At 66.9% G+C, this 24,861-nt stretch carries 24 protein-coding genes and 1 tRNA gene; 12 read left to right on the plus strand and 13 right to left on the minus strand.

What is annotated here, in order from left to right:
- Positions 1-83: 83 nt before the first annotated feature.
- Both BIU99_RS09790 and BIU99_RS09795 read left to right on the plus strand, forming a co-directional pair.
- A complete protein-coding gene (locus BIU99_RS09790) occupies positions 84-293 on the plus strand; it encodes a hypothetical protein (RefSeq protein WP_071260960.1) in 210 nt (69 codons plus the stop codon).
- 147 nt (positions 294-440) lie between these two features.
- A complete protein-coding gene (locus BIU99_RS09795) occupies positions 441-1,253 on the plus strand; it encodes a hypothetical protein (protein ID WP_071260962.1) in 813 nt (270 codons plus the stop codon).
- Between the two features lie 558 nt (positions 1,254-1,811).
- On the opposite strand, the gene BIU99_RS09800 is transcribed toward BIU99_RS09795, so the two are convergent.
- The 3 genes from BIU99_RS09800 to BIU99_RS19360 all read right to left on the minus strand — a co-directional run bounded on the left by BIU99_RS09800 (position 1,812) and on the right by BIU99_RS19360 (position 4,235).
- Complete coding sequence (locus tag BIU99_RS09800; protein WP_071260963.1) at positions 1,812-2,015, minus strand: hypothetical protein; 204 nt, start codon at positions 2,013-2,015, stop codon at positions 1,812-1,814.
- Between the two features lie 44 nt (positions 2,016-2,059).
- Entirely contained in the window at positions 2,060-2,764 is a 705-nt protein-coding gene (locus BIU99_RS19730; protein ID WP_139205393.1) for a hypothetical protein, read from the minus strand.
- Positions 2,765-2,903: 139 nt separating this feature from the next.
- Positions 2,904-4,235: an AAA family ATPase gene (locus tag BIU99_RS19360; protein ID WP_083397283.1), complete on the minus strand. Its 1,332-nt coding sequence runs from the start codon at positions 4,233-4,235 to the stop codon at positions 2,904-2,906.
- A 241-nt stretch (positions 4,236-4,476) separates the two neighbouring features.
- Here BIU99_RS19360 and BIU99_RS09810 point away from each other — a divergent pair, with 241 nt between their 5' ends.
- Both BIU99_RS09810 and BIU99_RS09815 read left to right on the plus strand, forming a co-directional pair.
- On the plus strand, positions 4,477-4,869 hold the full coding sequence (locus BIU99_RS09810) for a barstar family protein (RefSeq protein WP_175484376.1): 393 nt from the start codon (positions 4,477-4,479) through the stop codon (positions 4,867-4,869).
- Between the two features lie 85 nt (positions 4,870-4,954).
- A complete protein-coding gene (locus BIU99_RS09815) occupies positions 4,955-5,698 on the plus strand; it encodes an NAD(P)H-hydrate epimerase (protein ID WP_254773606.1) in 744 nt (247 codons plus the stop codon).
- Between the two features lie 68 nt (positions 5,699-5,766).
- Here the strand turns inward: BIU99_RS09815 and BIU99_RS09820 are convergent, their stop codons facing one another.
- Entirely contained in the window at positions 5,767-7,680 is a 1,914-nt protein-coding gene (locus BIU99_RS09820) for an anthranilate synthase family protein (RefSeq protein WP_071260969.1), read from the minus strand.
- 242 nt (positions 7,681-7,922) lie between these two features.
- Here BIU99_RS09820 and BIU99_RS09825 point away from each other — a divergent pair.
- Together BIU99_RS09825 and BIU99_RS09830 are read left to right on the plus strand one after the other, a co-directional pair.
- A tRNA-Leu gene (locus tag BIU99_RS09825) sits at positions 7,923-8,004 on the plus strand.
- Between the two features lie 52 nt (positions 8,005-8,056).
- On the plus strand, positions 8,057-8,803 hold the full coding sequence (locus BIU99_RS09830; protein WP_071260971.1) for a DedA family protein: 747 nt from the start codon (positions 8,057-8,059) through the stop codon (positions 8,801-8,803).
- Between the two features lie 54 nt (positions 8,804-8,857).
- Here BIU99_RS09830 and BIU99_RS09835 read toward each other — a convergent pair whose 3' ends face one another.
- From BIU99_RS09835 to murI, 4 genes are all read right to left on the minus strand, one after another.
- Positions 8,858-9,769 carry a cation diffusion facilitator family transporter gene (locus BIU99_RS09835; protein ID WP_071260973.1) on the minus strand — a complete coding sequence of 304 codons (912 nt, stop codon included), beginning with the start codon at positions 9,767-9,769 and terminating at the stop codon, positions 8,858-8,860.
- A gap of 77 nt (positions 9,770-9,846) precedes the next feature.
- Positions 9,847-10,482: an RdgB/HAM1 family non-canonical purine NTP pyrophosphatase gene (gene rdgB, locus BIU99_RS09840; RefSeq protein ID WP_071260975.1), complete on the minus strand. Its 636-nt coding sequence runs from the start codon at positions 10,480-10,482 to the stop codon at positions 9,847-9,849.
- The gene (gene rph, locus BIU99_RS09845) at positions 10,482-11,216 is read right to left on the minus strand and encodes a ribonuclease PH (protein WP_064296204.1); all 735 of its coding nucleotides are present in this window, start codon (positions 11,214-11,216) and stop codon (positions 10,482-10,484) included. Before rph ends, rdgB begins: the two co-directional genes overlap by 1 nt.
- On the minus strand, positions 11,209-12,054 hold the full coding sequence (murI, locus tag BIU99_RS09850; RefSeq protein ID WP_071260977.1) for a glutamate racemase: 846 nt from the start codon (positions 12,052-12,054) through the stop codon (positions 11,209-11,211). The genes rph and murI overlap by 8 nt, the downstream gene beginning before the upstream one ends.
- 87 nt (positions 12,055-12,141) lie before the next feature.
- Here murI and BIU99_RS09855 point away from each other — a divergent pair, with 87 nt between their 5' ends.
- On the plus strand, positions 12,142-13,470 hold the full coding sequence (locus BIU99_RS09855) for a nicotinate phosphoribosyltransferase (protein ID WP_083397284.1): 1,329 nt from the start codon (positions 12,142-12,144) through the stop codon (positions 13,468-13,470).
- 43 nt (positions 13,471-13,513) lie between these two features.
- Here the strand turns inward: BIU99_RS09855 and BIU99_RS09860 are convergent, their stop codons facing one another.
- The 3 genes from BIU99_RS09860 to BIU99_RS20410 form a co-directional block, all read right to left on the minus strand.
- Positions 13,514-13,789, minus strand: a complete 276-nt coding sequence (locus BIU99_RS09860) for a DUF3039 domain-containing protein (RefSeq protein ID WP_064296346.1) — start codon at positions 13,787-13,789, stop codon at positions 13,514-13,516.
- Between the two features lie 95 nt (positions 13,790-13,884).
- Positions 13,885-15,456, minus strand: a complete 1,572-nt coding sequence (locus tag BIU99_RS09865; protein ID WP_071260979.1) for a hypothetical protein — start codon at positions 15,454-15,456, stop codon at positions 13,885-13,887.
- Positions 15,432-17,204: an ATP-binding cassette domain-containing protein gene (locus BIU99_RS20410; RefSeq protein ID WP_371263783.1), complete on the minus strand. Its 1,773-nt coding sequence runs from the start codon at positions 17,202-17,204 to the stop codon at positions 15,432-15,434. Before BIU99_RS20410 ends, BIU99_RS09865 begins: the two co-directional genes overlap by 25 nt.
- Before the next feature lie 271 nt (positions 17,205-17,475).
- Here BIU99_RS20410 and BIU99_RS09880 point away from each other — a divergent pair, with 271 nt between their 5' ends.
- The 5 genes from BIU99_RS09880 (at position 17,476) to BIU99_RS09900 (ending at position 22,327) form a co-directional block, all read left to right on the plus strand.
- Positions 17,476-18,168 (plus strand): NTP transferase domain-containing protein, encoded by a 693-nt coding sequence (locus BIU99_RS09880; RefSeq protein WP_064296200.1) that lies wholly within the window; start codon positions 17,476-17,478, stop codon positions 18,166-18,168.
- A gap of 117 nt (positions 18,169-18,285) precedes the next feature.
- Positions 18,286-19,053, plus strand: coding sequence for an ABC transporter permease (locus tag BIU99_RS09885; RefSeq protein WP_064296199.1), 768 nt, complete (start codon positions 18,286-18,288; stop codon positions 19,051-19,053).
- On the plus strand, positions 19,053-19,811 hold the full coding sequence (locus BIU99_RS09890; RefSeq protein ID WP_064296198.1) for an ABC transporter ATP-binding protein: 759 nt from the start codon (positions 19,053-19,055) through the stop codon (positions 19,809-19,811). The genes BIU99_RS09885 and BIU99_RS09890 overlap by 1 nt, the downstream gene beginning before the upstream one ends.
- 74 nt (positions 19,812-19,885) lie before the next feature.
- Positions 19,886-20,767 carry a hypothetical protein gene (locus BIU99_RS09895; RefSeq protein ID WP_071260983.1) on the plus strand — a complete coding sequence of 294 codons (882 nt, stop codon included), beginning with the start codon at positions 19,886-19,888 and terminating at the stop codon, positions 20,765-20,767.
- 84 nt (positions 20,768-20,851) lie between these two features.
- The gene (locus BIU99_RS09900; RefSeq protein WP_139205394.1) at positions 20,852-22,327 is read left to right on the plus strand and encodes a glycosyltransferase; all 1,476 of its coding nucleotides are present in this window, start codon (positions 20,852-20,854) and stop codon (positions 22,325-22,327) included.
- Here BIU99_RS09900 and BIU99_RS09905 read toward each other — a convergent pair.
- Together BIU99_RS09905 and BIU99_RS09910 are read right to left on the minus strand one after the other, a co-directional pair.
- Positions 22,248-23,456 carry an acyltransferase gene (locus BIU99_RS09905; RefSeq protein WP_071260987.1) on the minus strand — a complete coding sequence of 403 codons (1,209 nt, stop codon included), beginning with the start codon at positions 23,454-23,456 and terminating at the stop codon, positions 22,248-22,250. The two genes, BIU99_RS09900 and BIU99_RS09905, sit on opposite strands and share 80 nt — an antisense overlap.
- A gap of 53 nt (positions 23,457-23,509) precedes the next feature.
- Positions 23,510-24,811, minus strand: coding sequence for a CDP-glycerol glycerophosphotransferase family protein (locus tag BIU99_RS09910; RefSeq protein ID WP_071260989.1), 1,302 nt, complete (start codon positions 24,809-24,811; stop codon positions 23,510-23,512).
- Positions 24,812-24,861 lie beyond the last annotated feature (50 nt).

Raw genomic sequence — 24,861 nt, forward strand, 5'->3', positions numbered from 1 at the left:
CGAACACCGACCACACCCCGCAGAAGTTATCCACAGCACCAGCCGCTCGACGCCCCGTGAACCGGTCACTAGGCTCGGGAACCGTGCCGACCACCTTCCGCATCGACGGCTCCCGCATCCACGACATCTCCTCGTTCTACGAGGTGATGAACGAGCTCGTGATGCAGGACGAGGAGTGGGATCTCGGCCCGAGCCTCGACGCTCTCGACGATGTCCTGTACGGCGGGATCGGCTCGCTCCGCGATCTCGACGACGTGCACAAGGCCGACGTCAGGCTGACCGACGCGACGTAAGGCGCTCCGCTCCGCGACTTCAATACAGGCCCCCACGCTCACCCCAAGGGGAAGCTCACAGCGAAGACCCATCCTCGGTTCAACGCCCCTCTGGGCGGTCCGGCTCGACGAGTGAGCACCAGTACGTCCTCGGCTATATTGACCGGTATGACAGATCTGCCAGGCGATAGTCCAATAACGGAGGGCGCGGCCTCCCAGGCTGACTACGACGCCTACGTCGAGAGACTTGCAGGTCTGATCGGCTTCGGAAATAGGCAAGGTGTGGTGATGCAGGACGGCGCGCCAGACGCCGTTAATACTCACCTAACATCCCCCGGGACCGTGGACAAGAGGCGCGACTTGCATGCACTGATTGGTGAGCTAATAAGCGTCACGGCTCATCTAGAGCAAGCCATAAACATCCCCTTGACCTACCTGCTTGATCCTAACGACCAAGCGAGCAGGATTGCTACCGTACGTGGCAAAACCGCCGCAGAGCGTGTAAAGATTCTAAAGAAGATATTCCCGATCGGCTGGCGCGACGGGAACACGCTCATCACCGAAATTCAGCGCATTATTGAGATGCGCAACGTCGCCGCTCATTCGACGATATGGATGTATAGGATTGGAGCAAACGGCAGAGTTTCGTACGGTAGCTGGTTTGGCTTCCTGAATAAGGACGATTTCGGCGAGACCTTTAAATCGGTCAGCGCCGGTCAACTGCGGCACGCTGTGAACAAAGCAAAATTCCTGTCTACCGCTCTGCTCGCGGTCGTGGACCTCCTCGCGGTGCACGAAGGCCGCCCCTTGCAAGCCGACGATGAACTGGGCATGCACATCTGGATACTCTTGGAAGACAGGGGAAGGACGCCGCAGGCGCTGAAGTATCTGCGGACGACATTCCCCGCCCCACGCTCGCAGCGATTTCTGGATGACCTCAAGGCAAACGGGGAAGAGCACGGAATTGGGCGCCTCGTGTAGATATCCTGGATGCTCTATGGATTTCGGCCTGCCACGCCAAAATACCTGGTGAATACTGTGGGCCATAAGCCCGAGTGCGAACCATGCAGCAACCGCTCTCTGCTTCGCTAAGCGCTGGTCTCCCTCGATGATCCGATCGCTTCGCTAGCGGTCCGACAGTTTCCTCAAAGGGCTGCAACAGGAATGTATGCGGAGAGCTCCCGCTGCCGCATGTTCCGCCGACGATGGGGTACTAAAGGAAGCTTGACGCCAGCGGTAATATCTCGCCCACAAGAACCTCGGTCCCTGATCTTCCGGCAAGGTGCCCGCAAGCTGGAACAGAACCGTGCTCCGGCTGATACCCAATTTGAGGGAAGCACTCCGAGCGATTCAGTTCTTCATCCGGTCATGGCACGGATCGTTGGGAAGGAGCGCGACCTCCCACATTTTTCGGCTCGTCGCGGATTCGTTCCAGCGCTCGGGGTGGATACGATTCTTCCAGCAGGTTCCGGCAATCGGTTCAACCCAGACAGAGTCGAACTTGCATGGATTGACGGGGGCGGCGGAGGAACGTGGCCCTCATTCGCCACTCACCCCGATCAGCCGGGCGAGCGCACAATGCTCTCGCCATGGTTCCGACAGATCCATATTCGGCCGAGCCGTCACGTCGTACTGCGGAACATCCTCCACCCGGTAGTCGCCAAGTATGTCTCGATAAGTCTGCCGAACAGCCCCTAGCGCGAAGTCGAGCTCGTCCATCCTGAAATCAAGCTCGTACTCCATGCCAGATCCATGCCACGTCGACTATCGCTTCCCATGTCCGGATACTAGGCATGAACAGGCGAGTGGCCCACCCAGGCCAACAGCCTAGAGGCTAAAGCCTCATCGTCGAAGGTTCCCTCGGCCAGAAGCGCCAGTCGAAACACCAGCTCCAAATTGTCCCTACCCGGAATTCCTGCCTGCGTCTTTATCTGATTACCATACAGATGCAAGAGGACATCCGCCACATCGTGCCCATATGCATAGGACCGATGATTACCAACTTCAGGCTTAGCGTATCCATCAAGCTTGTCGGCGATTGCAGGACTCACCGTCTTTTTTACATCGAAGTGATCAAACCGCTTGACCTTTCCAAATCCCCTTTGAATATTTGGGCTAGGAAGACTATCGTTGTGAAGTCTGACGGTATACAACTCCAGCAAAATTGGCGCTATCTCCTCAACGAGCTGGGCACCTGGTGGAAGGCGATCTCCAAGCGCCGCTTCATTGACGTAGTCCATAAGTTTCGGCGTGAAGAGATAGCTCTCAAGAGCCGGGTAGTCTGTCCAGACAAGAGTGTCTAGTTTGTAGCGTTCAAGGTGATGGCCGCAATCCCGATCCGCAATACAAAGCACGTCAGCACCACTGCCTAGAGCCCCCTTGGCCGCGAGAACGACGGCGCTGCGGTTTCCAATATTCAGACCCTCGTGCTCGAATTCTTCAGGATCAAATTTCAAGGCCTCAACCGACTCAACAACCAGATTCTCCAGCACCTGCTCGCCTCGTCGCTGCTTGATGAATGTTCGATAGAATGATTTGTCAGTTGGGCCTTCAACTATCAAGCGTCGCCCGCTAGTCAATTCGGCCTCGAGCAAAAACTCCCGCAGCGTCTCCCTCGGCTTTTGAGGCATATCAGCTGGCCATCGTGGGGCGAATGATGTCAGGAACGTCAGCCATGATCTGCGTCGAGTGTGAGGCGACGAGAAATTGAACGCCGCTACCCTCCGTGCACCTCAAGAGTTCACTCAGTAGCTTGCGTTGCCAACGAAGGCCCAACGAGAGTTCAGGTTCGTCAATGATCATGAGCGCGCCATTGGATCTAGCAAGAACAGCGCTACTGAGCAAGAGCAGGAGGTGCTTTTCGCCACTCGACAGGTTGTCTGAGTCAAGATCTTCGCCGTTTCTGCCTACGAGCTTGATTCCATCAGACATGCTGAACGTCAGATGCTTACGCTCGAGAAAACCATTCACGGAAGCCACAAAGGTATCAATCAACCTCTGGGCCGGTTGTAGATTTTCCACTCTATCCGTGAGGTTCGATAGATACGGGCCAAGTATTCCCAGTAGCGCGCCAAAGTGCGTATTGTTCTTCCGCGCCCCCAAAATCTGGTCCGCTATATTGCGCACCTCTTGGAATGGCATGATACCGTATTTCTCGAAATCTGTCGAATGACTTAAGAGGAGTTCAACTTGCTCGTTCAGTTGGTCGCGGGGCGGGGTCGTTCCTTCAATTTGACTTGTCCCGGCAAGCACGCGCCTGGTGATTTCGCTGTATACCCCTTCCCCTGAAGAAGCCGAATCTTTCGAAATACCCGCGAGCACGGTCCTAGTAAAAAAGCGCTCGACCCTATCCAACGACTCCCTCACACTCTGAGTCGGCCTGGCGCGCCCCCGGGAGAGCTCGCGCTCCGCTTCATAAGCCGACCGTCCAGCTTGGAAGGCTGGCACATCTGTTCCGGAATACACGAGACGATCATCGCCGACATACACTGTCGGATTAACCAGTGAACTAAGTTCATCCAAGAACATTGCGATCTCTCGACGGGGAGCACTTCTCCTGAATGCGCGAGGTTCGATATCTTCACTTCGTATCGAGGCCACAACCGCGGATGTACCCTTGGCCGGATATTCGATCGAACACTCCATTAGCACGTCAAGGTCGTGTCCTTTATCTAGTCGAATCGTAACTCCCGAATCTAACGTGATCGACAAGTCGTCGACGAATAGCTCTGCGAGAGATTGCAGGCTCTCGAGCCTGGGGGTCAAAAGATAGTGAACCGACTTGAGAAAATTGGTCTTACCCATTCCGTTCTCGGCGTAGATAACCACGACGCGCTCGTTCTTGAGCGCTTCGTCGTCAAAATCGATCCTGTACTCGAACTCACCGAGCACACCGGCGCTGCGTATACGGCGCACTTTTGGAGCAACTCGAACACCTGTCAGCTGAGTCGTTTGCGTAGACATGTGGTTTACACTAGCGCCCGAGCGAGCATTTCGCCGTGGCGTGCAGAATAATGTGCCCCGTCTCGAAACAATGAGTTGCGAGAAGTCTCGTGATCGCAATCGAATGCGCGCCTCAGAGCCCGCAGTCTTGTCATGCAACCGTGTCCCGCCCACGAAGCGAAAGTGGGATCTAAGTGCGACGCTCGCCGAAGAATGGTGCCCGGCCCGCCGTGAAGCTCACGCCGGTCACTAGGCTCGGACCGTGCCGACCACCTTCCGCATCGACGGCTCCCGCATCCACGACATCTCCTCGTTCTACGAGGTAATGAACGAGCTCGTGATGCAGGACGAGGACTGGGATCTCGGCCCGAGCCTCGACGCCCTCGACGACATCCTCTACGGCGGGATCGGCTCGCTCCGCGATCTCAACGACGTGCACTTCGTCTGGACGGATCACGACGCGAGCCGCACCGCACTCGGCGTCACAACGACCCGTGCCTGGTTGCAGGAGAAGCTCGAGCGGGGTGCTCCGTTCGACACGGCGCGGATCACCACGCAGCTCGACGACCTGGACGCCGGCCGCGGCAAAACCTACTTCGACCTGCTCCTCGAGGTCTTCGCCGGCCACCCGGACATCCGACTCGAACTCGCCTGAACCGGCCGATCCGCCGGCTGTTCCTATGCCGGTCCCCGACCGCAACCGCTTGCGGGGGTCGACACGAGCCGGAAGAGTGGGCTCCATGATGAACGGCTACACCGCAGACCAGGTCCGAGCCGCAGAGGCACCGCTGTTGGACGCCGGGGAACCGCTCATGGCACGGGCCGCACACGGCCTCGCCGAGGAGCTGCGGGCGGTGCTCGCCGACCGCGCGGAGGGCCTCGAGGGCGAGGCACCCGACATCTGGAAGATCCTGCTGCTCGTCGGATCAGGCGACAACGGCGGTGACGCCCTCTTCGCAGCGGCGGAACTCGCCGGCACGACCGGTCCGGACGACGTCCCACTCGACCTCGTCGTGGCCAGGACCGGTGACCACGCCCATGAGGCGGGTTACGCCGCCGCCGTCGAGGCCGGCGTCCGCTTCCTCATGAACTCCCCCGCCGAGCCGGACGACACCGCTGACGAGGCCAAGGGCGCCGCGCTCGTCGTCGACGCCGTCTTCGGGATCGGGGCCAGCCGGAACCCCACCCTGCGCGGTGCGCCGAAGGCGATCGTCGAGGCGGTCCTCCCGGTCGTGCAGAGCGCGGGCGGGCCGACCGTCGTCGCCGTGGACGTCCCGAGCGGCATCGATCCCGACGAGGGAAGCGTCCCCGAGGGTGCCGTCCTGCCGGCGGAGGTCACGGTCACCTTCGGCGCGGTGAAGGCCGGGCTGCTCATCCCACCCGGCTCGGCCTACGCCGGCGACGTCCGCCTCATCGACATCGGCCTCGGACCGCAGCTGGCCGACGTCACGCCGTTCACGACGCTGGACCAGGCGGACGCCTGACGAGCAGCGACGCACGGTTCGCCTCCCGGGCGGTCGGCATCACCGACCGTCCAGGCGGCGCATGACGCTCAGGAACCGACGGCGGCAGCCGATCGCCCGGACGCGACACCCGCGAGCGCATGGCCCGCGAGCGACCCGAGGGTGCGGAGCCCGTCGCGCGACAGCACCGACTCGAGGTGCCCCTGGACCGATGCGAACCCACGACCGCGCATCGCGAACACGTCGCCCGACGCCGCATCGGCGGCAATCTCGACCCCACCGACCGGAGCCTCACCCGCCAGCCGTGCGGTGAAGGTGTTGTAGAACCCGATCAGCGACTGCTCACCGAAGAGGTCGAGGTCGAGCTGCAGTCCCTGTCGGGGCGCGTCGAGGCGTTCGATCGGCAGCCCGAGCTGGATCGCCAGCACCTGATGGCTCAGGCAGACGGCGAGCAGTGGCGCTCCGGCGGCGAGGCGCGCCGACACGATCTCGTGCATCCGGCGGACACGCGGATCGGCGAGGTCGAGCGGATCGCCCGGACCCGGGCCGGCGACGAGGAGGTCGACGTCCACGAGGGCGTCGGTCACCGCCGACCAGTGCTCCACGCTGACGGTCATCCCGAAGTGGCGCAGCTGGTGGGCCAGCATCGCGGTGAACTCGTCCTCGGCGTCGACGATGACCGCGGTACGGCCTGACAGTGAACCGACCGGTGCCGGGTGCTGCGGCTGCAACCAGAAGGACGCCAACCGCTCGTTCCGCGCTCGGAGCGCGTCCTGTACGCCCGGCTCCGCCGCGAGGTCGACGGTCGGGCCGAGCCCGGCGGGTGCCATGACGCCCAGAGCGGTCAACACGCCAGCGGCCTTCGCCGCCGTCTCGGCCACCTCCGACTCGGGATCCGAATGACGGACGAGCGTCGCACCGGCGGGCACGCGGACGAGGCCGGCGTCGTCGACGTAGGCGGTGCGGATGAGGATCGGTGCGTCGAGTTCGTAGTCGCCGTCGCCCACCGGGGTGAACAGCGCGAGCACGCCGGAGTAGTAGCCGCGCGCGTTCCGCTCATGGCGGGCGATGACCGAGCACGCGTTCTGCATGGGCGAGCCCGTGACCGTCGGTGCGAACATCGTCAACCGCAGGACCTCGCGGACGTCGAGCTCGCTCGTCCCGGCGAGCAGGTACTCGGTGTGGGTGAGGCGCGACATCTGCTTGACGTAGGGGCCGAGGATGCGTCCACCGGAGGCGCACACCCGGCTCATCATCTTCATCTCCTCGTCGACGACCATGAAGAGCTCTTCCGTCTCCTTGACGTCGCCGAGGAACGCGCGGAAGTCGTCGCCGGTCGCGCCGGAGCGCGGGTGGCGGAAGGTGCCGCTGATGGGGTTCATGGTGACGGTGCGTTCACCGGTCGAAGCGTCGCGGGCGACCGCGACGTGGCGCTCGGGCGTCGCACCGGCCATCGAGACGCCCGGGGTGTGCACGGCGAACGTCCAGTAGGCGCCGGTCTCCCCCGACAGGAGCGCCCGCAACCAGGCGAGGACCGCGCGCTCGGCCGGCACCTCGGTCGTCGCGGTGAACTCGCGTCGGATGACGAAGTTGGCGCCCTCGCCGCGTCCGATCTCGTCCTCGATGACGCGGCGCACGATCGACGCGTAGTCCTCGTCCGAGACGTCGAACCCGCCGTCGACCAGCGGGACAGCGTCGGCGGGGAGTCGCTCGAGCATGTCGTCGAGCGTCACCGTCTCACGCTCGCTCACCACGAGGCAGCGCAGCGGAGCGCCGTCATCCATCGCCGCGAAACCGCGCTCGCGCACCTGGCGATAAGGCACGAGCGTGAGGACCTCGGGCTGGTGGTCGTCGCCGGTGGCTCCGAGCGGGATGTCGGCGAGCGACTCGACGTCGACGACCTCACCCGTGTAGAGGTCGACGGTGTCGCTGCCGTGTCGGCGGAGCACCGCGAACGGGAAATCGGGGCCGGCGTGCAGCACGCGGTGGAGCAGGGTGGTCATGGTGGTGTCCTCAGGCTGGGACCGATCCGACAGGGCCTCCGAACGAGAACGACCGCCCTGTCAGGCGGTCGAGTCGTCGTGTGTGCACGTGCGCGGTCCGCCTAGGAGGCGGGCCACCAGCTCGTTGCACACGTCGTTCGCATGGAGCCGAGCATACACGGGCCGACCCGGGCTCCGCTGTCCGTGGCTCCTCCCCGAAGCTCAGGACGTTCCCGACCTCGCTCCCGTAGACTGAGCGGGCCGCGGGAGTGGTGGAATTGGCAGACACGCAGGATTTAGGTTCCTGTGCTTTCGAGCGTGAGGGTTCAAGTCCCTTCTCCCGCACGCGACATCGTCGTACGCCGTTCCATCCCTCCCCCGACAGCAGGAGCTCCGCATGGTCCACACCGCCCTCATCCCCTGGCTCGACCCGGAGGGCATCATCACCGCCGTCGGTCCCTGGGCCCTCGTCGTGGTCTGCGCGATCGTCTTCGCCGAAACCGGCCTCCTCGTCGGATTCCTTCTGCCCGGCGACACCCTGCTCGTCATCACCGGTCTCCTCGCGTTTGGGTCCGCCCGCGTCATCGAGATCGACATCTGGTGGGTCTGCCTCGCGATCGGGTTCTCGGCGTTCCTCGGCGGCGAGGTCGGGTACCTCATCGGGCACAAACTCGGGCCGAAGGTGTTCGAACGCAAGGAGTCCGGTCTCTTCAGCATCAAGAACGTCGAGCGGACGAACGCCTTCTTCGAGCGCTTCGGTGCCCTCGCGGTCATCCTGGCGCGCTTCGTCCCGATCGTCCGGACCTTCGCGCCGGTCGCTGCCGGCATCGGCCACATGAACTACAAGAAGTACTCGCTCTACAACCTCATCGGAGCGCTCATCTGGGGCGCAGGGCTCACCTTCTTCGGCTACCTGCTCGGATACATCCCCCCGGTCGCCACCTTCGTGCAGAACTACATCGACGTCATCCTCATCGGAGCCGTCGTCCTCACCCTCATCCCGACCACCTGGCACTACATCCAGTCGAGCCGGAAAGCGAAGGCGCTGCAGGGCACCATCACCGAGGAGGAGCGTCGGGCCGCGGCTTCGAAGCTCGCCGACCAGGACGTCTTCAAGCGCGACCGCGGGAACAACACGGTCTGATCGCCGGTGGCGCCGCTCGCGCGAGTGGCGCAACAACCGGACCCGCCCCGCGCGTCAGCGGTGGTGCGACTCCTCGTGTGAGGCGTGTTCCTCGGGCTCCAGCTGGAACGTCGAGTGCTCGACGTCGAAGTGGTCGTGGAGGCACGAACCGAGACGGTCGAGCAGCTCCCCCGTGCCACCGTCGGCGAACACCTCCTGCCGGGCGACGACGTGGGCCGAGAAGACCGGCTGGCCGGACGTGATCTGCCAGACGTGGACGTCGTGGACGGCGACGACCCCCTCGGTGCCGAGCAGGTGGTCCCTGATCTCCTGCACGTCCGTGTCGGACGGCGCGGACTCGCTGAGGACGTGGACGACGTCGCGGAGCAACGACCACGCCCGCGGCACGATCATCGCGGCGATCGCGAGTGAAGCGATGGCGTCGGCCTGAGCGAAGCCCGTCAGCATGATGACCACCGCGGCGATGATCACGGCGATCGATCCGAGGAGGTCGCCGAGGACCTCGAGGTACGCGCCGCGCATGTTGATCGACGTATCGCGGCCGCCGCGCAGCACCTGGAGGGCGACGAGGTTCGCGACGAGACCGATGACGGCGACGATCAACATCGGAAGGCTCCTGACCTCCGCGTCCGCCGAGTCGACGAGGCGGGACACCCCCTCGATGAGGACCGACACCGCGACGGCGATCAGGATGAGCGCGTTGATGAGCGCGCCGAACACCTCCGCGCGCTGATACCCGAAGGTCTGCCGGTCGGTGGCCGGGCGCGCGGCCACGATCGTGGCGACGAGCGCGATGATCAGCCCGGTGAGGTCCGACAGCATGTGCCCGGCGTCGGCGAGGAGGGACAGCGAACCGCTCACCCAGGCACCGACGAGTTCGACCACGAGGACGGTCGCGATGATGGCGATCGCCACCGCGAGTCTCCTGCGGTTGGCGGTGCCGGCGTGTGCGTGATCGTGACCCATGATGCATCAACCGTAGGAGCTTCCCAGCGCCCGCGGAAGGGTTCATGCCGAGATAGGAATGGTCCTGAGTATCATGCTCAGCTGGCGGTCGACGCGGGCCCCTCGGGCACGAGCCGCTGCAGCACCGGGACGAGCGCCCGGAAGGCGAGCGCGCGGTGACTCAGCTCGTTCTTCTCAGCCGGTGACAGTTCCGCGGCCGTCCGTCGCTCACCGTCCGGGATGAACGCCGGGTCGTAGCCGAAGCCGTTCGTCCCGCTCGGCTCCGTCGCGAGGGCTCCACGCCACGTGCCGACGGCGACGTGCTCGAACGGGGCCGTCCCGTCGATCCCCGGCGGCACCACGAGGGCGAGGTGGCAGGCGAACCAGGCGGCTCGATGCTCCTCGTGCACGTCCCGCAGCTGATCGAGGAGGAGGGCGAGGTTCGCGGTCGAGTCGTGCTGCGAGCCGGCCCAGCGCGCCGAGAAGATACCCGGCGATCCACCCAGGATCTCGACGCCGATGCCGGAGTCGTCGGCGAGCGCGATGGAGCCGGTGTGGGCTGCGGCGACCCGCGCCTTGATCAACGCGTTCTCGCTGAAGGTCGTGCCGTCCTCGACAGGCTCCGGACCGTCGTAGGCGAGGACCGTGATCCCGGGGACGTCGCGGCTGACGAGCCGCTGGAACTCCTCGACCTTGTGCTGGTTGTGCGTCGCGAGGACGATCTCGACGCCCATCAGCGTCCGAGGGCCTCGAACTGGATGGCCTTGAGCGACGCCGCGCCACCGACGGCGAGGTCGAGCAGGGAGTCGAGCTCGCGACGGTCGAACGGCGCACCCTCGGCCGTCCCCTGTACCTCGACGAACGATCCGCCGCCGGTGACGACGACGTTCATGTCGGTCTCGGCGCGCACGTCCTCGACGTAGGCGAGGTCGAGCATGGGCACGCCGTCGATGATGCCGACCGAGACGGCCGAGACGCTGTCGGTGAGGGGCGACGCCTTCTGCGAGATGAACTTCTTGCCGCGCGCCCACTCGATCGCATCGGCGAGGGCGACGTAGGCGCCGGTGATCGCCGCGGTGCGGGTGCCACCGTCCGCCTGCAGGACGTCGCAGTCGATGACGATCGTGTTCTCGCCGAGGGCCTTGGTGTCGATCACGGCGCGGAGGCTCCGACCGATGAGTCGCGAGATCTCGTGGGTACGACCGCCGATCTTGCCCTTGACCGCTTCACGGTCCATCCGCTCGTTGGTCGAACGGGGCAGCATCGCGTACTCCGCGGTGACCCAGCCGCGACCCTTGCCGTTCAGCCAGCGCGGCACGCCGTTGGTGAAGGAGGCCGTGCAGAGGACCTTCGTCCGGCCGAAGCTGATGAGTGCCGACCCCTCGGCCTGCTCGCTCCAGCCGCGCTCGATCGTGATGGGACGCAGCTGGTCGTTGGTGCGGCCGTCGGCGCGCGCGATGTCACTCATGGATGTGCTCCTCGAACTGGTGGGATGGAAGGTCGATGACGCCGGTCTGGACGAGCGAGACGGTGGAGATCTCCCGGCCCATCAGACGGTTGGCGAGGGCGATGAAGTCGTCGGCGCTGCTCCCGGTCGCCTCGTACCGGTGGGTGGCGGGTTCGCTGCTGTCGCGCAGCAGGTCGCGGGTGACGAGCACGCGGTAGACGTCGTTCGCGGTCTCGGTGTCGCTCGAGACGAGCGACACCTGCGGACCCATCACGTAGCTGATCGCGCCCTTGAGGAAGGGGTAGTGGGTGCATCCGAGGACGACGGTGTCGACGCCGGCGTGCCGGAGCGGGGCCAGGTACTCCTCCGCCGCCTCGAGGAGGTCGGGGCCGGTCGTGACGCCGGCCTCCACGAACTCGACGAACCGAGGGCAGGCCTGGCCGAACACCGTGAGCTCGGGATTGACCTCGAACAGGTCCTGATACGCCCGCGAGTTGATCGTCCCCTCGGTCCCGATGACGCCGATGCGCCCGTTCCTCGTACTCCGGACCGCGGTCCGCACAGCGGGCTGGATCACCTCGACCACTGGGACCGAATAGCGCTCGCGGGCATCGCGGAGCATCGCAGCCGATGCGGTGTTGCAGGCGATCACCAGCATCTTCACGCCCTGGTCGACGAGCGAGTCGAGGACCTCGAGCGAGTAGCGCCGCACGTCGGCGATGGGCTTCGGACCGTAGGGCGAGTGGGCCGTGTCGCCGATGTAGATCACGGACTCGGCGGGGAGCTGGTCGCTGACCGCTCTCGCCACCGTGAGTCCGCCGACGCCGGAGTCGAAGATGCCGATGGGTGCGTCGTTCACGATGACCCAGCCTACCGCCCCTGCCGATGGACGTCGCTGACCGACCGATCACCACGTTCCGAGCACGCTCGCGGCTAGGCTGAACAGGTGCACGAGTCCTCAGCTCTCCTCACCGACCGATACGAACTCACGATGCTGGACGCCGCCCTCCACCGCGGTACCGCGGATCGGGAGTGCCTGTTCGAGCTCTTCGCCAGACGCCTCTCCGGCGGCCGCCGCTACGGCGTCGTGGCCGGCACGGGCCGCTTCCTCGAACTGCTCAAGCACTTCCGCTTCGGTGAATCGGAACTCGAGTGGCTGCGCGAGGAGCGCGTCGTCAGCACGACGGCGCTCGACTGGCTCGCCGACTACCGTTTCTCGGGATCGATCTGGGGCTACCGCGAGGGCGAGGTCTTCTTCCCCGGTTCGCCGATCCTGGTCGTGGAGGGCACGTTCGCCGAGGCCGTCATCCTCGAGACGCTGGCGCTCAGCGTGTTCAACTACGACAGCGCCGTCGCCACGGCTGCCGCCCGCATGACCTCTGCGGCTGGCAGCCGTCCCCTGGCCGAGATGGGCTCCCGTCGGACGGGCGAACGGTCGGCCATCGCCGCAGCCCGGGCGGCGTACATCGCCGGCTTCAGCGCCACCTCGAACCTCGAGGCCGGACGCAGCTGGGGCATCCCGACGATGGGGACGGCCGCGCACTCCTTCACGCTCCTGCACGACTCCGAGGAGGACGCCTTCCGAGCCCAGATCGACACGATGGGCGCCGGGACCACGCTGCTCGTCGACACCTACGACATCGAGGAGGCCGTGCGACTCGGCGTGCGCCTCGCGGGCCCGGAGCTCGGAGCCGTGCGCATCGACTCCGGCGACCTGCCGATCGTCGTCGACCAGGTCCGCCGCCTCCTCGACGGACTCGGCGCCACGTCGACCCGCATCACGGTCACCAACGACCTCGACGAGCACGCCGTCGCCGCCCTGGCCGCATCCCCGGTCGACTCCTACGGCGTCGGCACCTCCGTGGTCACCGGCTCCGGCTCCCCCGCCATGGGCATGGTCTACAAGCTCGTGGCGCACCGCGACGACCAGGGCGACTGGATCAGTGTCGCGAAGAAGTCGGCCGAGAAGGCGACCGTCGGCGGCCGCAAGACGGCTGCGCGGGCCTACGACCGGCACGGGGTCGCCCGCGAGGAGCGCATCTACCTCGGCGACGGTCCGGCCGGCGAACACGAGGGTGCGGCCAACGCCGCCTCGGAACGTCCCTTGATGGTCCAGCTCGTCGAAGGCGGACTCGTGGACGAGCGGTACCTCGGCGCCGCGGGGACGCGCCAGGCGAGGGAACACCGGGCACAGGCGGTGGGGGAACTGCCACCCCGGGCCGTCAGCCTCACCCGCGGCGACCCCGTGCTCCCGACCGTGTACCTCGAGGACTGACCGCGGCGACGCGTCTCAGCGTCGGCCGCGGTGCGCTCCAGCGTCAGTCGCGGAGGAGCTTCTCGTAGATCTCCTTGCAGGCCGGGCAGATCGGGAACTTCTCGGGGTCGCGACCCGGCGTCCACTTCTTGCCGCAGAGCGCCTTCACCGGCTTGCCGCTCAACGCCGATTCGAGGATCTTCTCCTTCTTGACGTAGTGCGAGAAGCGCTCGTGATCGCCGGGCTCGATGTTCTCGCTCTCGATCAGCTCCTCGAGCTCACGATCCATGATCGCCGTGCTCCCACCGTCGGGCGTGCCACCGGGATCGATCGTGCTCATCTGCTGCTTCGTGCTGTCATGCTGCGCCATGGCTCCATGGTACCGCCGGACGGCACCCGGGTCTCCTGCGGGCCGATCCGGTCGCCGACGTCGGGTCAGTGCGAGCTGGCGAAGCCGACGATCTCGGGGCTGCGGCGATCGAAGACGCGACCGCCGGCGAAGATCCCGATCACGAGGACCAGGATGCCCGTGCCCGCACCGACCGCGAGAGCCCCGAAGTTCCAGTTCGGCTCACCGGTGAGCCCGAGCACGGCCAACCAGCCGGCGGGAATCGTGAGCAGGACCGTACCGAGCAGGCTCAGGAACTGCGCGGACATGCCGCTGCTGCCCGGCACCTGCGGCTGCTGGAACGGGCTGTCGCCGGGAAGCGACGTCGGGTACGGGAACCGCGCGGACACAAAGCTCGCGATACCGGCACCGCTGAACAACAGGCACGTGCTCACACCGATCATCGACGGCAGGGCGTCCCAGTCGCCGTAGAACAGGATGCTCAGCGTCGACCCGACCGCGATGAGCGGGATGCCGATGAGGAGCACCGGGAAGAGCCGGCCGATCCGGTCCGATCGTCCGCGGACCCCCGAGGCGACGTGCAGCCAGACCGCGGTCGAATCGAAGGCGAGGTCGTTGTGCAGGAGCCAGCCGAGGAACCAGCACACGACCGGGAGTGGGACGAGTGCGAGGACGTTCATCGGGATGCCGGCGACGAGCATGGGCACGAAGAAGATGAAGGGCGCGATCGGGATGATGACGAGGGAGACGAGGTACCGCGGGTCGCGCAGCCAGTAGGTCATGCTCCGAGCGGCGATGGCTCCGGACGGGGAACCGGGGAGCAGGTCGAACCAGCCCAGACCGGTGCTGTCGCGGCCCGTCCCGAGGCGTTCCGGCGTCACGAGCAGTCGGGCGACGAACGACTGCCAGGCGAACCAGAGCAGCGCGATGGTCGCCGCGGTGAGCAGCAGCTTGACGATCGCCGGCGCGATGCCGCCGAGTGCGGCATCACCGGGGAACGACCAGACGGCGCCGAGCGGGGTCCAACTGAGAATGTCAGCGACCCGGCCGAGGACGGCGAACCCGTCGCGCTGCCAGTCCACGGTGGTGAGGGCGATGATCGCCGGCGCCACGGCGATGATGAGCACCAGCCCGAGGACACCCATGACCTCCTTGGCGCGACGCGTCGCGAGGAGGCTCGCGGAGATCGAGGTGGCGATCCGGGCCAGGAGCGCGCAGAGCAGCACGCCGAGGACCGCGGAGACCACGGCGAGGACGGCGGGCAGCGGCGACCGCGACCAGGTGACCACCGACGAGGCCGCGAGGACGGCGAGGACGAGTGACGGCACCGACACGAGCGCTGTCACGAGTAGGCCGGCCGACAGGGTGCGGTTGGGCAGCCCGAAGAGCGAGAACGCCCGAGGATCCAGCTGGTCGTCGACACCGAAGACGAGCGGCAGGATGATGAAGCCCAGGACGACGGCCGACCCGGCCAGCACGAGCAGGTTGCGCGTGACCTCCGGGTCGCCACCACGCAGCGCGACGAGACCGGTGCTCGCGAGCACGACGATCCACACGCCGACCGCGATCGCGAGGACGAGCCCGACCAGTCGCCAGGGGCTGCGGCGGAACGCGTTGAGCGTCAGCTGCAGTTTCAGTCGGAGAAGCTGTGCAACCATTCCATTCCCTCTGCCGACTTGCGGCCCCCGGCGAGCTCGACGAACCGCTCCTCGAGCGTGCCCGTTCCGCGCACCTCGTCGACGGACCCGGCGGCCAGCACCTTGCCCTGCACGATGATGGCCACGTGATCGCACACGCGCTGGATGAAGTCCATGCCGTGGCTCGAGAGCACGACGGTCCCGCCGTTGGCGACGTACCGCTGGAGGATCTCGATGACGTTCGCCGCGGAGACCGGGTCGACCGATTCGAACGGCTCGTCGAGGATGAGGACACGCGGCGAATGGATGAGTGCGGCTGCCAACGCGATCTTCTTCGTCATGCCCGCCGAGTAGTCGGAGACGAGACGGCCGAGCGCGTCGTCGAGACCGAAGGCACGAGCCAGATCGGTGGTCCGTGACTTGACGGTCGCGGGGTCGAGCCCCCGCAGGACGCCGGAGTAGTACAGGAGCTGGCTGCCGGTCAGGCGGTCGAAGAGCCGCAGCCGGTCGGGCAGCACGCCGATCGCACGCTTGGCCTCGGCGGGATCCTGCCAGACGTCGACGCCCTGGACCGTGATGGACCCTGCGTCGGGACGGAGGAGACCCGTGACCATGGACAGGGTGGTCGTCTTGCCGGCGCCGTTCGGCCCGACGATGCCGTAGAACGAGCCACGTCGGACCTCGAGGTCGACGCCGTCCACCGCGACCGTGTCGCCGAACTGCTTGACGAGTCCCGAGATCGACAGGACGACGGGATGGGCGCCATCGCCGTCGGCCTCGCTGCGCTGCGACGTCGCGGCGGGTGACGAGTTGGCGGCGGACGACGGTGTCGGCGCGGGACGGCCGGCAGGACGCTTCGGTGCTGCAACCGGAGTGACGGCCTCCTCCCGCGGAGGCGCCACCGATACGGACCCCGACGGTGCCGGCGTCGCCTGCCGGGCCGTGTCGTCCACAGCCTCCCCGGCGATGGATGACGCGGTCGGCGGGGTCTCGGTCTGCGTGGCGTCGGCCCGAGTCTCCTCGACGGCGATCCGGTCGACGACCTCGGGGGAAGGCTGCTCGGAGGGCGTCGACGTCGTCGGCCGTTCGACCGATCCCGGTGCGCTGACCTCGTCGAGCACGCCGGCGGCTGCGGCGGCCGTCTGTTCGGGCTGCTTCGCGACGCTGGTGCGCGCCGGCGTGCGCTTGGCCGGCGTCCGGGCCGTCGTTGACTTCGTCGTCGAGGTGCGGGCGGTGGTCGTCTTGGCGCCGGCGGCCTTGGTCGCCGGCTTCGCGGCGGTGGTGCGCGCGGTCGTCGACCGGGGCGTCTTCGGGGTGGTGCTCGTCTCGGCCGACGCAGTGGCCTCCGGAGCATCGGCAGCTGCAGCAGCCGACTTCGCGGGCGTGCGCTTCGCAGCGGTGGTGCGCGCCGTCGTCGACTTGGTGGCCGTGGTCTTCGCCGTCGAGGTCCGAGCGGTCGTCGAGCGTGCCGTGGTCGTCTTGGGTGCCGGCTTCGTGGCGTCCCCGGGCTCCCCCGAGGTCTCGCTCGCCGACGTGGCGCGGGTGCGGGGCGTGCTCGGCCGCTTCGCCGGGGCCTTCGCCGTTCCGGCAGCCCGAGGCGTCGTCGAGCGGGGTGCGCGCTTCGGTGCCGCAGCGGCCTGATCGTCGGAAGGGGTCGACGGCGCAGGTGCGCCGGCGGCATCGGCGGTGTTCGGCGTGCCCGGACTCGTCGGCGTGCCGTCGGCAGGCGCCGGCTGCTGAGCGGGATCTGGCGGAGTCGTGGAAGTCACCAAGCAAACCTACCAACAGCGGCGGCCGGAGCGGACAGCGGAGTCTCAGGATGAACGGTTGACACATCTCCCCCAAGCTGTGTAAACGCCGGGTGGTCGATCACAAAACGACAACGGACCCTGGGAACCCCTGACAGACGGAGTTCACCGCGGCTAGCCTGTATTTTGGCATAACGGAGTGTCTTTCAATGCACGTCTTGGTTAATCCTCGGTGAATCGTCCACAGCATCGTGGCACCGCGTGATTCCATACCCACACTGAGGAGAACAACGTGACCACCCAGGTAGTGATCCTTGCCGCAGGGATGGGCAGCCGTCTCGGCCGCTCGCTTCCCAAGCCCCTGACCGAGCTCAGCGACGGCCGCACCATCATGCAGCAGCAGTTCGACAACATCCACCACGCGTTCGGAGCGAGCGCCAAAGTGACGATCGTCGTCGGCTACAAGCTCGAGCACATCATCGAAGCGTTCCCCGACGCCTCCTTCGTCTACAACGAGCAGTACGACCAGACCAACACCTCGAAGAGCCTCATGCGCGCCCTCGCGGCGTCTCAGGCCGGTGGCGTGCTCTGGATGAACGGCGACGTCGTCTTCGACCCGGCCGTCCTCGACCGCGCTGCCGCGATGATCGCCAAGGACCGTTCGTTCGTGACCGTCAACACCTCCAAGGTGTCCGACGAGGAGGTCAAGTACACGACGAGCGCCGAGGGCTACATCAAAGAGCTCTCGAAGACCGTCGTCGGCGGGCTGGGCGAGGCCGTGGGCATCAACTACATCTCGTCGCAGGACAAGACGATGCTCCACCGCTACCTGACCAAGGTCGGCGACCAGGACTACTTCGAGCGCGGCATCGAGCTCGCCATCGAGCGCGAGGGCATGCTCGTCGAGCCGGTCGACATCTCCGACCTCTACGCGGTCGAGGTCGACTTCGCCGAGGACCTCGAGCGCGCGAACCTCTTCGTCTGAGGTCCCCGTCCACATCGCACACGAACGCCGTCCCGACGCTGAGCGTCGCGGGCGGCGTTCCTGCGTCACCTCGATAAGGTTGGTCACGTGAGTTCTTCAGCTGAGACGCGGCCAAGGATGTCGCGATCGGCGAGGTACCGCCACGCGCTCTGGATCCTGACGGTCCGAGACCTGCGCGTGCGCTACTCGACGAGCGCGCTCGGCTACGTGTGGTCCATCCTCGACCCGCTCGTCATGAGTGGGATCTACTGGTTCGTCTTCACGCAGGTGTTCCGGCGCGACGTCGGCGAGGAACCCTACATCGTGTTCCTCCTCGCGGCACTGCTGCCGTGGATGTGGTTCACCGGATCGGTGTCCGACAGCACCCGCGCCTTCCTGCGCGAGGCGAAACTCGTGCGTTCGACGACGATCCCCCGGACCATCTGGGTGAACCGGATCGTGCTGTCGAAGGGCATCGAGTTCCTCGCTGCGCTCCCGGTCCTTGCGGCGTTCGCGATCTTCAGCGGCGCGCAGGTCAACCTCGACATCGTGCTGTTCCCGCTCGCCATCGTCATCCAAGCCGTCCTGACGATCGGGCTCTGCCTGATCGTCGCTCCGCTCGTCGTGTTCTTCCGCGATCTCGAGCGCGCCGTCAAGCTCGTCCTGCGGTTCATGTTCTACGCGACGCCGATCATCTACAGCACGACGGCGCTGCCCGACAGGATCGAGCCCTTCGCGGCGTTCAACCCGCTCAGCGGGATCTTCGCGCTCTACCGTTCCGCGTTCTTCCCACAGGAGCTCAACTGGCACCTCGTGGGTGTGTCCGCCGCCATGTCCACGGTCATCCTCGCGGTCGGTCTCCTCGTCTTCAAGCGCTGCGAGCGCTCCGTGCTGAAGGAGATCTGATGCCCACAGGCAACGCAACCGCCGCTCGGCCGGCGATCTCGGTGGCCGACGCAGGGATCCGGTTCCGGCGCAACCGTGGCGGTCGGCGGAGTTTCAAGGACCTCTTCGCCGGTCGCGACCGACGCTCGAAGCCGGGTGAGTTCTGGCCCCTGCGCCACGTCTCCTTCGATGTCGCCCCCGGAGAGGCCATCGGCGTCGTCGGACGGAACGGTCAGGGCAAGTCGACGCTGCTCAAGCTCGTCGCGGGCGTCGTCCTGCCCGATGAGGGCACCATCGGCGTGCACGAGGGTGTCGCGCCGCTCATCGAGATCACCGGCGGCTTCGTCAACGACCTGACGGTCCGCGACAACGTGTACCTGACGGCCGGCCTCCACGGCATGTCCCGGCGCGAGATCGACGGACGGTTCGACGACATCATCGCCTTCGCCGAGATCGCCGACTTCGTGGACACCCCGTACAAGCATCTCTCGAGCGGCATGAAGGTCCGCATCGCCTTCGCGGTGATCGCACAGCTCGAGGAGCCGATCATCCTCGTCGACGAGGTCCTCGCCGTCGGCGACCGCGCGTTCCGCGAGAAGTGCTACCGGCGCATCGAGGAACTCCTCGATGGCGGGCGCACCCTGTTCTTCGTCTCGCACAACGAGAAGGACCTCCGACGCTTCTGCACGAGGGGGCTCTACCTCGACAAGGGGGCGCTCGTGCTCGACGCGCCGATCGACGACGTGCTCGACCGCTACAACGCCGACTACAACAGCTGAGGCCTGCCAGCAAGCGTCACTCGACCTGCAGTGGGTCGACGTAGACTGGCCGCCCCGCCCACGAGGAGGCCGTCATGACCGGACCGCAGCAGGGACCCGTTCCGGGTCCCGCCCAGTTCCCCACCGCCGCAGCACAGCAGCCCGTGCTGCCTGAGCCGGGATGGGTGCGGGCGCTCGACCGTCTGCTCTGGGTCCAGCGACCGGTGGTCGTGGCACACATCCGGTCGATCCGGCGGATGTACCCGAACGCGACGGCGGACCAGCTCATCCGTGTCCTGGAGCGTCGGTACCTCACGACGGTGACGACGACGGGAGCCGCCGTCGGCGCGACCGCCGTCGTCCCGGCGATCGGGACGGCGACGACCCTTGCGCTCTCCGGTGTCGAGACGGCGGGGTTCCTCGAGGCGACCGCCCTGTTCGCCCAGTCGGTCACCGAGGTCCACGGCATCGCCCTGGCCGATCCGATGCGATCCCGCGCGCTCGTCATGACCATGATGCTCGGCAAGGCCGGAACCGACCTCCTGCGGAACTTCGGATCCCAGGCGGCCGGGAAGGGCATCCCCCGGCAGGCGTTCTGGGGCCAGACGATCACCCAGGGTCTGCCGTCCATGATCGTGGGCCCCGTCGCCGACCAGTTGCGGGTGCGCTTCGTGAAGCACTTCGCGGCGAGCGGCAGCGCCGGCGTCATCGGCAAAGCACTGCCCTTCGGCGTCGGAGCTGCCGTCGGCGGCATCGGCAATCACATGCTCGGCCGACAGGTCGTCCGTGCCGCTCGCCAGGCGTTCGGACCGGCGCCGTTCGTCGTCCCCCTCGACCTCGAGCCACGGATGCGGGCCGTCTCCGGTCGGTCCGGCCTCGGGAAGGTCCGCGACCAGGTGTTCCGTCGCCGCAAGCACCTGGCCATCGAGGCCGGCAGCGAGACGGTCGGCCCGGACGGGCCCGAACAGCGTCCCTGACCACCCTCGGCGCGCTCGGGCTCGGCGCCGACCGGGCCGGTCCGGATGCGGCATCCCTCCAGGTCCATCGCGTACCGTCGGAGGGTGAGACTTCCATTCCTGCGCCGTCCCCAGAAGCCCTTCCCGGAAGGCCGCCACTTCGCGGTGACCTGGGGTCTGTCGGACGACTTCGGCGGCATGACGGAGGCGATGCTCCAGCGCTCGCGCGCGTTCATCCGATTGGCCGACACCCCCGTCGACGTCCTCACCTTCGACCACCGCGCGGACTACCCCGAGTTGGAGGCACGGCTGCGCACGCGAGGAGACCTGATCGACGGCCTCCGGGTCGTCAACCTCTGGGACTGGCTGCGCGACAACCCCCTGCCGGGTGGGTCCCTCGACCTGGCCCGCCACGGGTTCACCCCGCTCCCCCTGGAGGACGGCAGCGTGGAACGACGCCGCGGCGACGTGGTCCTCAGCCGCGAGCGACATGACGAGTCCGGTCAGATCCTGCAGGTGGACGTCTACCGGACCGACGGCACCCTGCTCCTGTCCGACCGCCGCGACACGCGCGAGCGGGGTGTCAAGGGCGGCCGGTCCGTGGTCCTCTGCGACGACCAGGGCCGTCCCGTCCGGTCCTGGGGGCGCATCTGGTCCCTGTACCGCGCCTGGTTCGACGCGCTCACCGCGGGCGCTCCGGCCTGGATGATCGTCGACAGCAAGACCATCGCCCCGTTCGTCCTGAGCTACCGGAAACGCAACGTCGTCACCGCGCATGTGGTGCACGCCTCGCACCTCCAGGGCACGGAACGACCACACGGTCGGCTGCGGGAGTCACGGCGAGCGGTGTTCGAGGCGCTCGACGACTTCGACCTCGTCGCCCTCCTCAGCGACCGCCAGCTCGCGGACGTGACGACCATGCTCGGCGAGCACGCCTCGCTCGGGGTCATCCCGAACTCGCGCGAACTCGTCGCACCGGACGTCGCGCGTGCACCTCGGCCTCGCAGCCGCGGCATGTTCCTCGGTTCGCTCACGGCCCGGAAACGGCCGGCGAACGCGATCCGCGCCGTCCTCGCCACCACCCCGGTGGACGGGCCTCCCCCGACACTCGACGTCTACGGCGGCGGGGAACTGCTCGACGAGTTGCAGACGCTCCTCGCCGCCGAGGACCCGGACCACCGCGTCGTCCTGCACGGTTACGACCGCTCGGCCCGGCGGCAGCTCGGCTCGGGTTCGTTCCTCGTCATGACCTCGACCTCCGAGGGCTTCCCACTCGTGCTCATCGAGGCGATGGCGGCCGGGTGTCTCCCCATCGTCGTCGACGTACCGTACGGGCCGGCCGACATCGTCCGTGACGGTTGGAACGGGTTCCTCGTGCCGTCCGCGGAACCGGCCGTCGTGTCAGCCGCCATCGAACGCCTCCTGTCGCTCCCCGAGGGCGAGGTGGATGCGATGCGTCAGCACGCCAGGGCGACCGCGGAGCAGTACGACGACGAGGCCGTCACCCGTCGGTGGGCTCAGGAGTTGCACGCGGCCGCTCGCCGGAAGAAGCGGAACGCGCTCGTTCCTCGCGTCGGCTGAGCATCCGGGAACGCACCGCAGCGACCCCCGCCTGTACCCCCCGACCAACGCTGCGCGCCAGGCCGTGGGACGGACGCTCGACGAGCTGGAAGAACCCGGCGGCGACCAGCAGGCTCAGTGGGACACCGACGATCCCGACCAGCCACCAACGCTCATCTCCGAACGAGAAGGCGAGTGTGGCCAGGATCGGGGCGTGCACGAGGTACAGGCTGAAGGACACCTTCCCGAGCCAGAGGACCGGCGGCGCCTCGAGGAGCCGCCGGGCGAACGGGCTTCCGATGGCGACGACGATGAGGCCGGCCGCGCCCACACCCGACAGGCCCCAGAGCGCCTGACCGAGCGTCGATGAGGATTCGACGAACGGTCGCGAGAGCCAGCTCGCGACGAGCAGGAGCGCGGACCCGCCCGTGAGCAACGCCCATTGCAGCGGGCGGGACCGATCCGCAGCCCAGGCTCGGAGGTCGTCGAGCCGGACGGCGATCAGCGTACCGATGAAGAACGCCGGCAGGTACACGGCGGCGTCCAGTCCCGCGACCCGTCCGAGCACCATGATCACGGACATCAGTGCGGCGACCGGCCACGCCCAGCGGCGCAGCAATCGAGCGAGCAGGACGGCGATCGGGAGGAGGAGCGTGAAGATCAGCTCCCAGCGCAGCGACCACAGGGTGTTCACCAGGGTGTAGCTCGCCGGCGTCAGGGTGGCCTCCCTCAGGAGGTGCAGCGGGTCGACGCTCGTCGCGTTCGCGTTCGCGATCCACTCACCGGTGGTCACCGACGCCGGGTCCCTCGGGATGAGGAGGATGAGGGCGGCGGCGAACAGCAGCGATCCCCACACGGGGAGGTAGAGCCGCACTAATCGGGCGGCGAAGAACCCCGGCCAGCTCGCGCCGCCTCGCAACAGCGGGAGTGCGACGACGAGACCGCTCAGGACGAAGAACACCTGCACGGCCTCGGTACCGGCGAAGAGCAGCTTCAATGGTGTCTCGGTCGCGATGTCCCAGGCGGGCTCCGAGATCCGGCCGGTCGCGAAAGGTCGTGCGAGCAACGACACGTGGTAGAGCACCACGACGACGCTGGCGACACCACGGACTCCGTCGAGGGAGGCCAGTCGCCCGGAGGACGGATTCACCTGCCCGACCCTACGCGGTTCTCCTGGGCGCGGACTCAACGGCTCAGGGCGCCTCAGGCGCGTCCTCTCTCGTCGTCATCCTCGTCTTCGTCCTCATCGTCCTCATGCTCGTCGAGCTTCGGCCGGCCATCGGCGTGCGCGAGGGCGAACCGTTCCCATTCCGACATCAGATGCTCGATGGCGCTGTGGAACCTCGCCGTCGTCACTCCCGGCGTCGTGTCGCCGAAGTAGTACTCGACCCAGTGCTGCAGTCGAGCGACCGTCTCTGGATCACCGAGGAGTCGGTCGACGCCGTCGACGATGTCCGCGGCGGCCGACGCATCGAGCCACTCGCACGCCGAGAGGTACCCTCCGGTGTCGATCTCCGCCTCCGGATTCACGGGACGGGTGATCATGAGCGGCTTCCCGCTCGCGAGGCGGTCGTAGACCATCGCGGAGATGTCGACGATGGCCGCGTCCGCCGCCGCCAGCTGCCAACCGAGGTCGGCACCCGTGTCGACGACGTGCTGGGCCGAGGCGTCCGCACGGTTCGCCTCCTGGAGCGCGGCCATGATCTCGCGGTTCGCGCTCGCGTAGGCCGGATCGACGACACCGCTCCTCGGGTGCGGACGGTACACGACGCGGTGCTGCCCGGTCGCGATGAGTGCTCGGACGAGGGCAACGCCGTGGCTCGCGATCGAGCCGTACGCCGCGGCCGCGCGGTCGCCCTCCCAAGTGGGCGCGTACAGGACGACGGTCCGCTCATCGGGCGTGTAAGGCAGTTCGCCCGAATAGTGGTCGGCCTGGGGGCGGCCGATCATGATCGCGCGCTTGTCGAAGTCGTAGTCCCAGAGCACCCGCTCCAGCCGGTTCCTCGCCGCTTGGCCGGCGATGAGGCTGTAGTCGTAGGCCTTGAACTGGTTCGTCGTCATGTACATCTTGTCGCTCTCGCCGTGGTTGACGAAGACGTGCCAGCGGGAGCCGTAGCGGAACATCTGGAAGTTCTTGGCGTTCTGGTTGACGTACAGCACGACGCGGATGTCCTGTTCGGCAAGCGTGCGCTCGAGGGCGACGACCGTCCGGACGTAGGCCGTCGGGATCGGCGACTCCTCGAACAGCTTCGCCGCCGCCGTCGCACCGCGGCTGAGGATGAGGACGGGCCACTGCTTCGACAGTTCGGCGAGCGGCCGGTACCACTGGCGGATCTGGTACATGTTGACGGCGCCGTCCGCGAAGTACACGGCCACCTTGTAGCGCCCCGGCTCGATCACGGGAGCCGCCTGCATCTGCGCCGCGAGGACGGCTCTGGCCCGGCGGTTGGCGAGCAAGTCCTTGGCGAGCGTGATGGCACGACGACCGTCTCTGATCAGGCCCATGTCAGCTCCAGCATCCGTCAAGCGTAACGACGCCAGGTCACGGTGGGATC

Origin of the sequence: Plantibacter sp. MMLR14_011 (genome assembly GCF_001865025.1) — a bacterium.
Taxonomy (GTDB): Bacteria; Actinomycetota; Actinomycetes; order Actinomycetales; family Microbacteriaceae; genus Plantibacter; species Plantibacter flavus_A.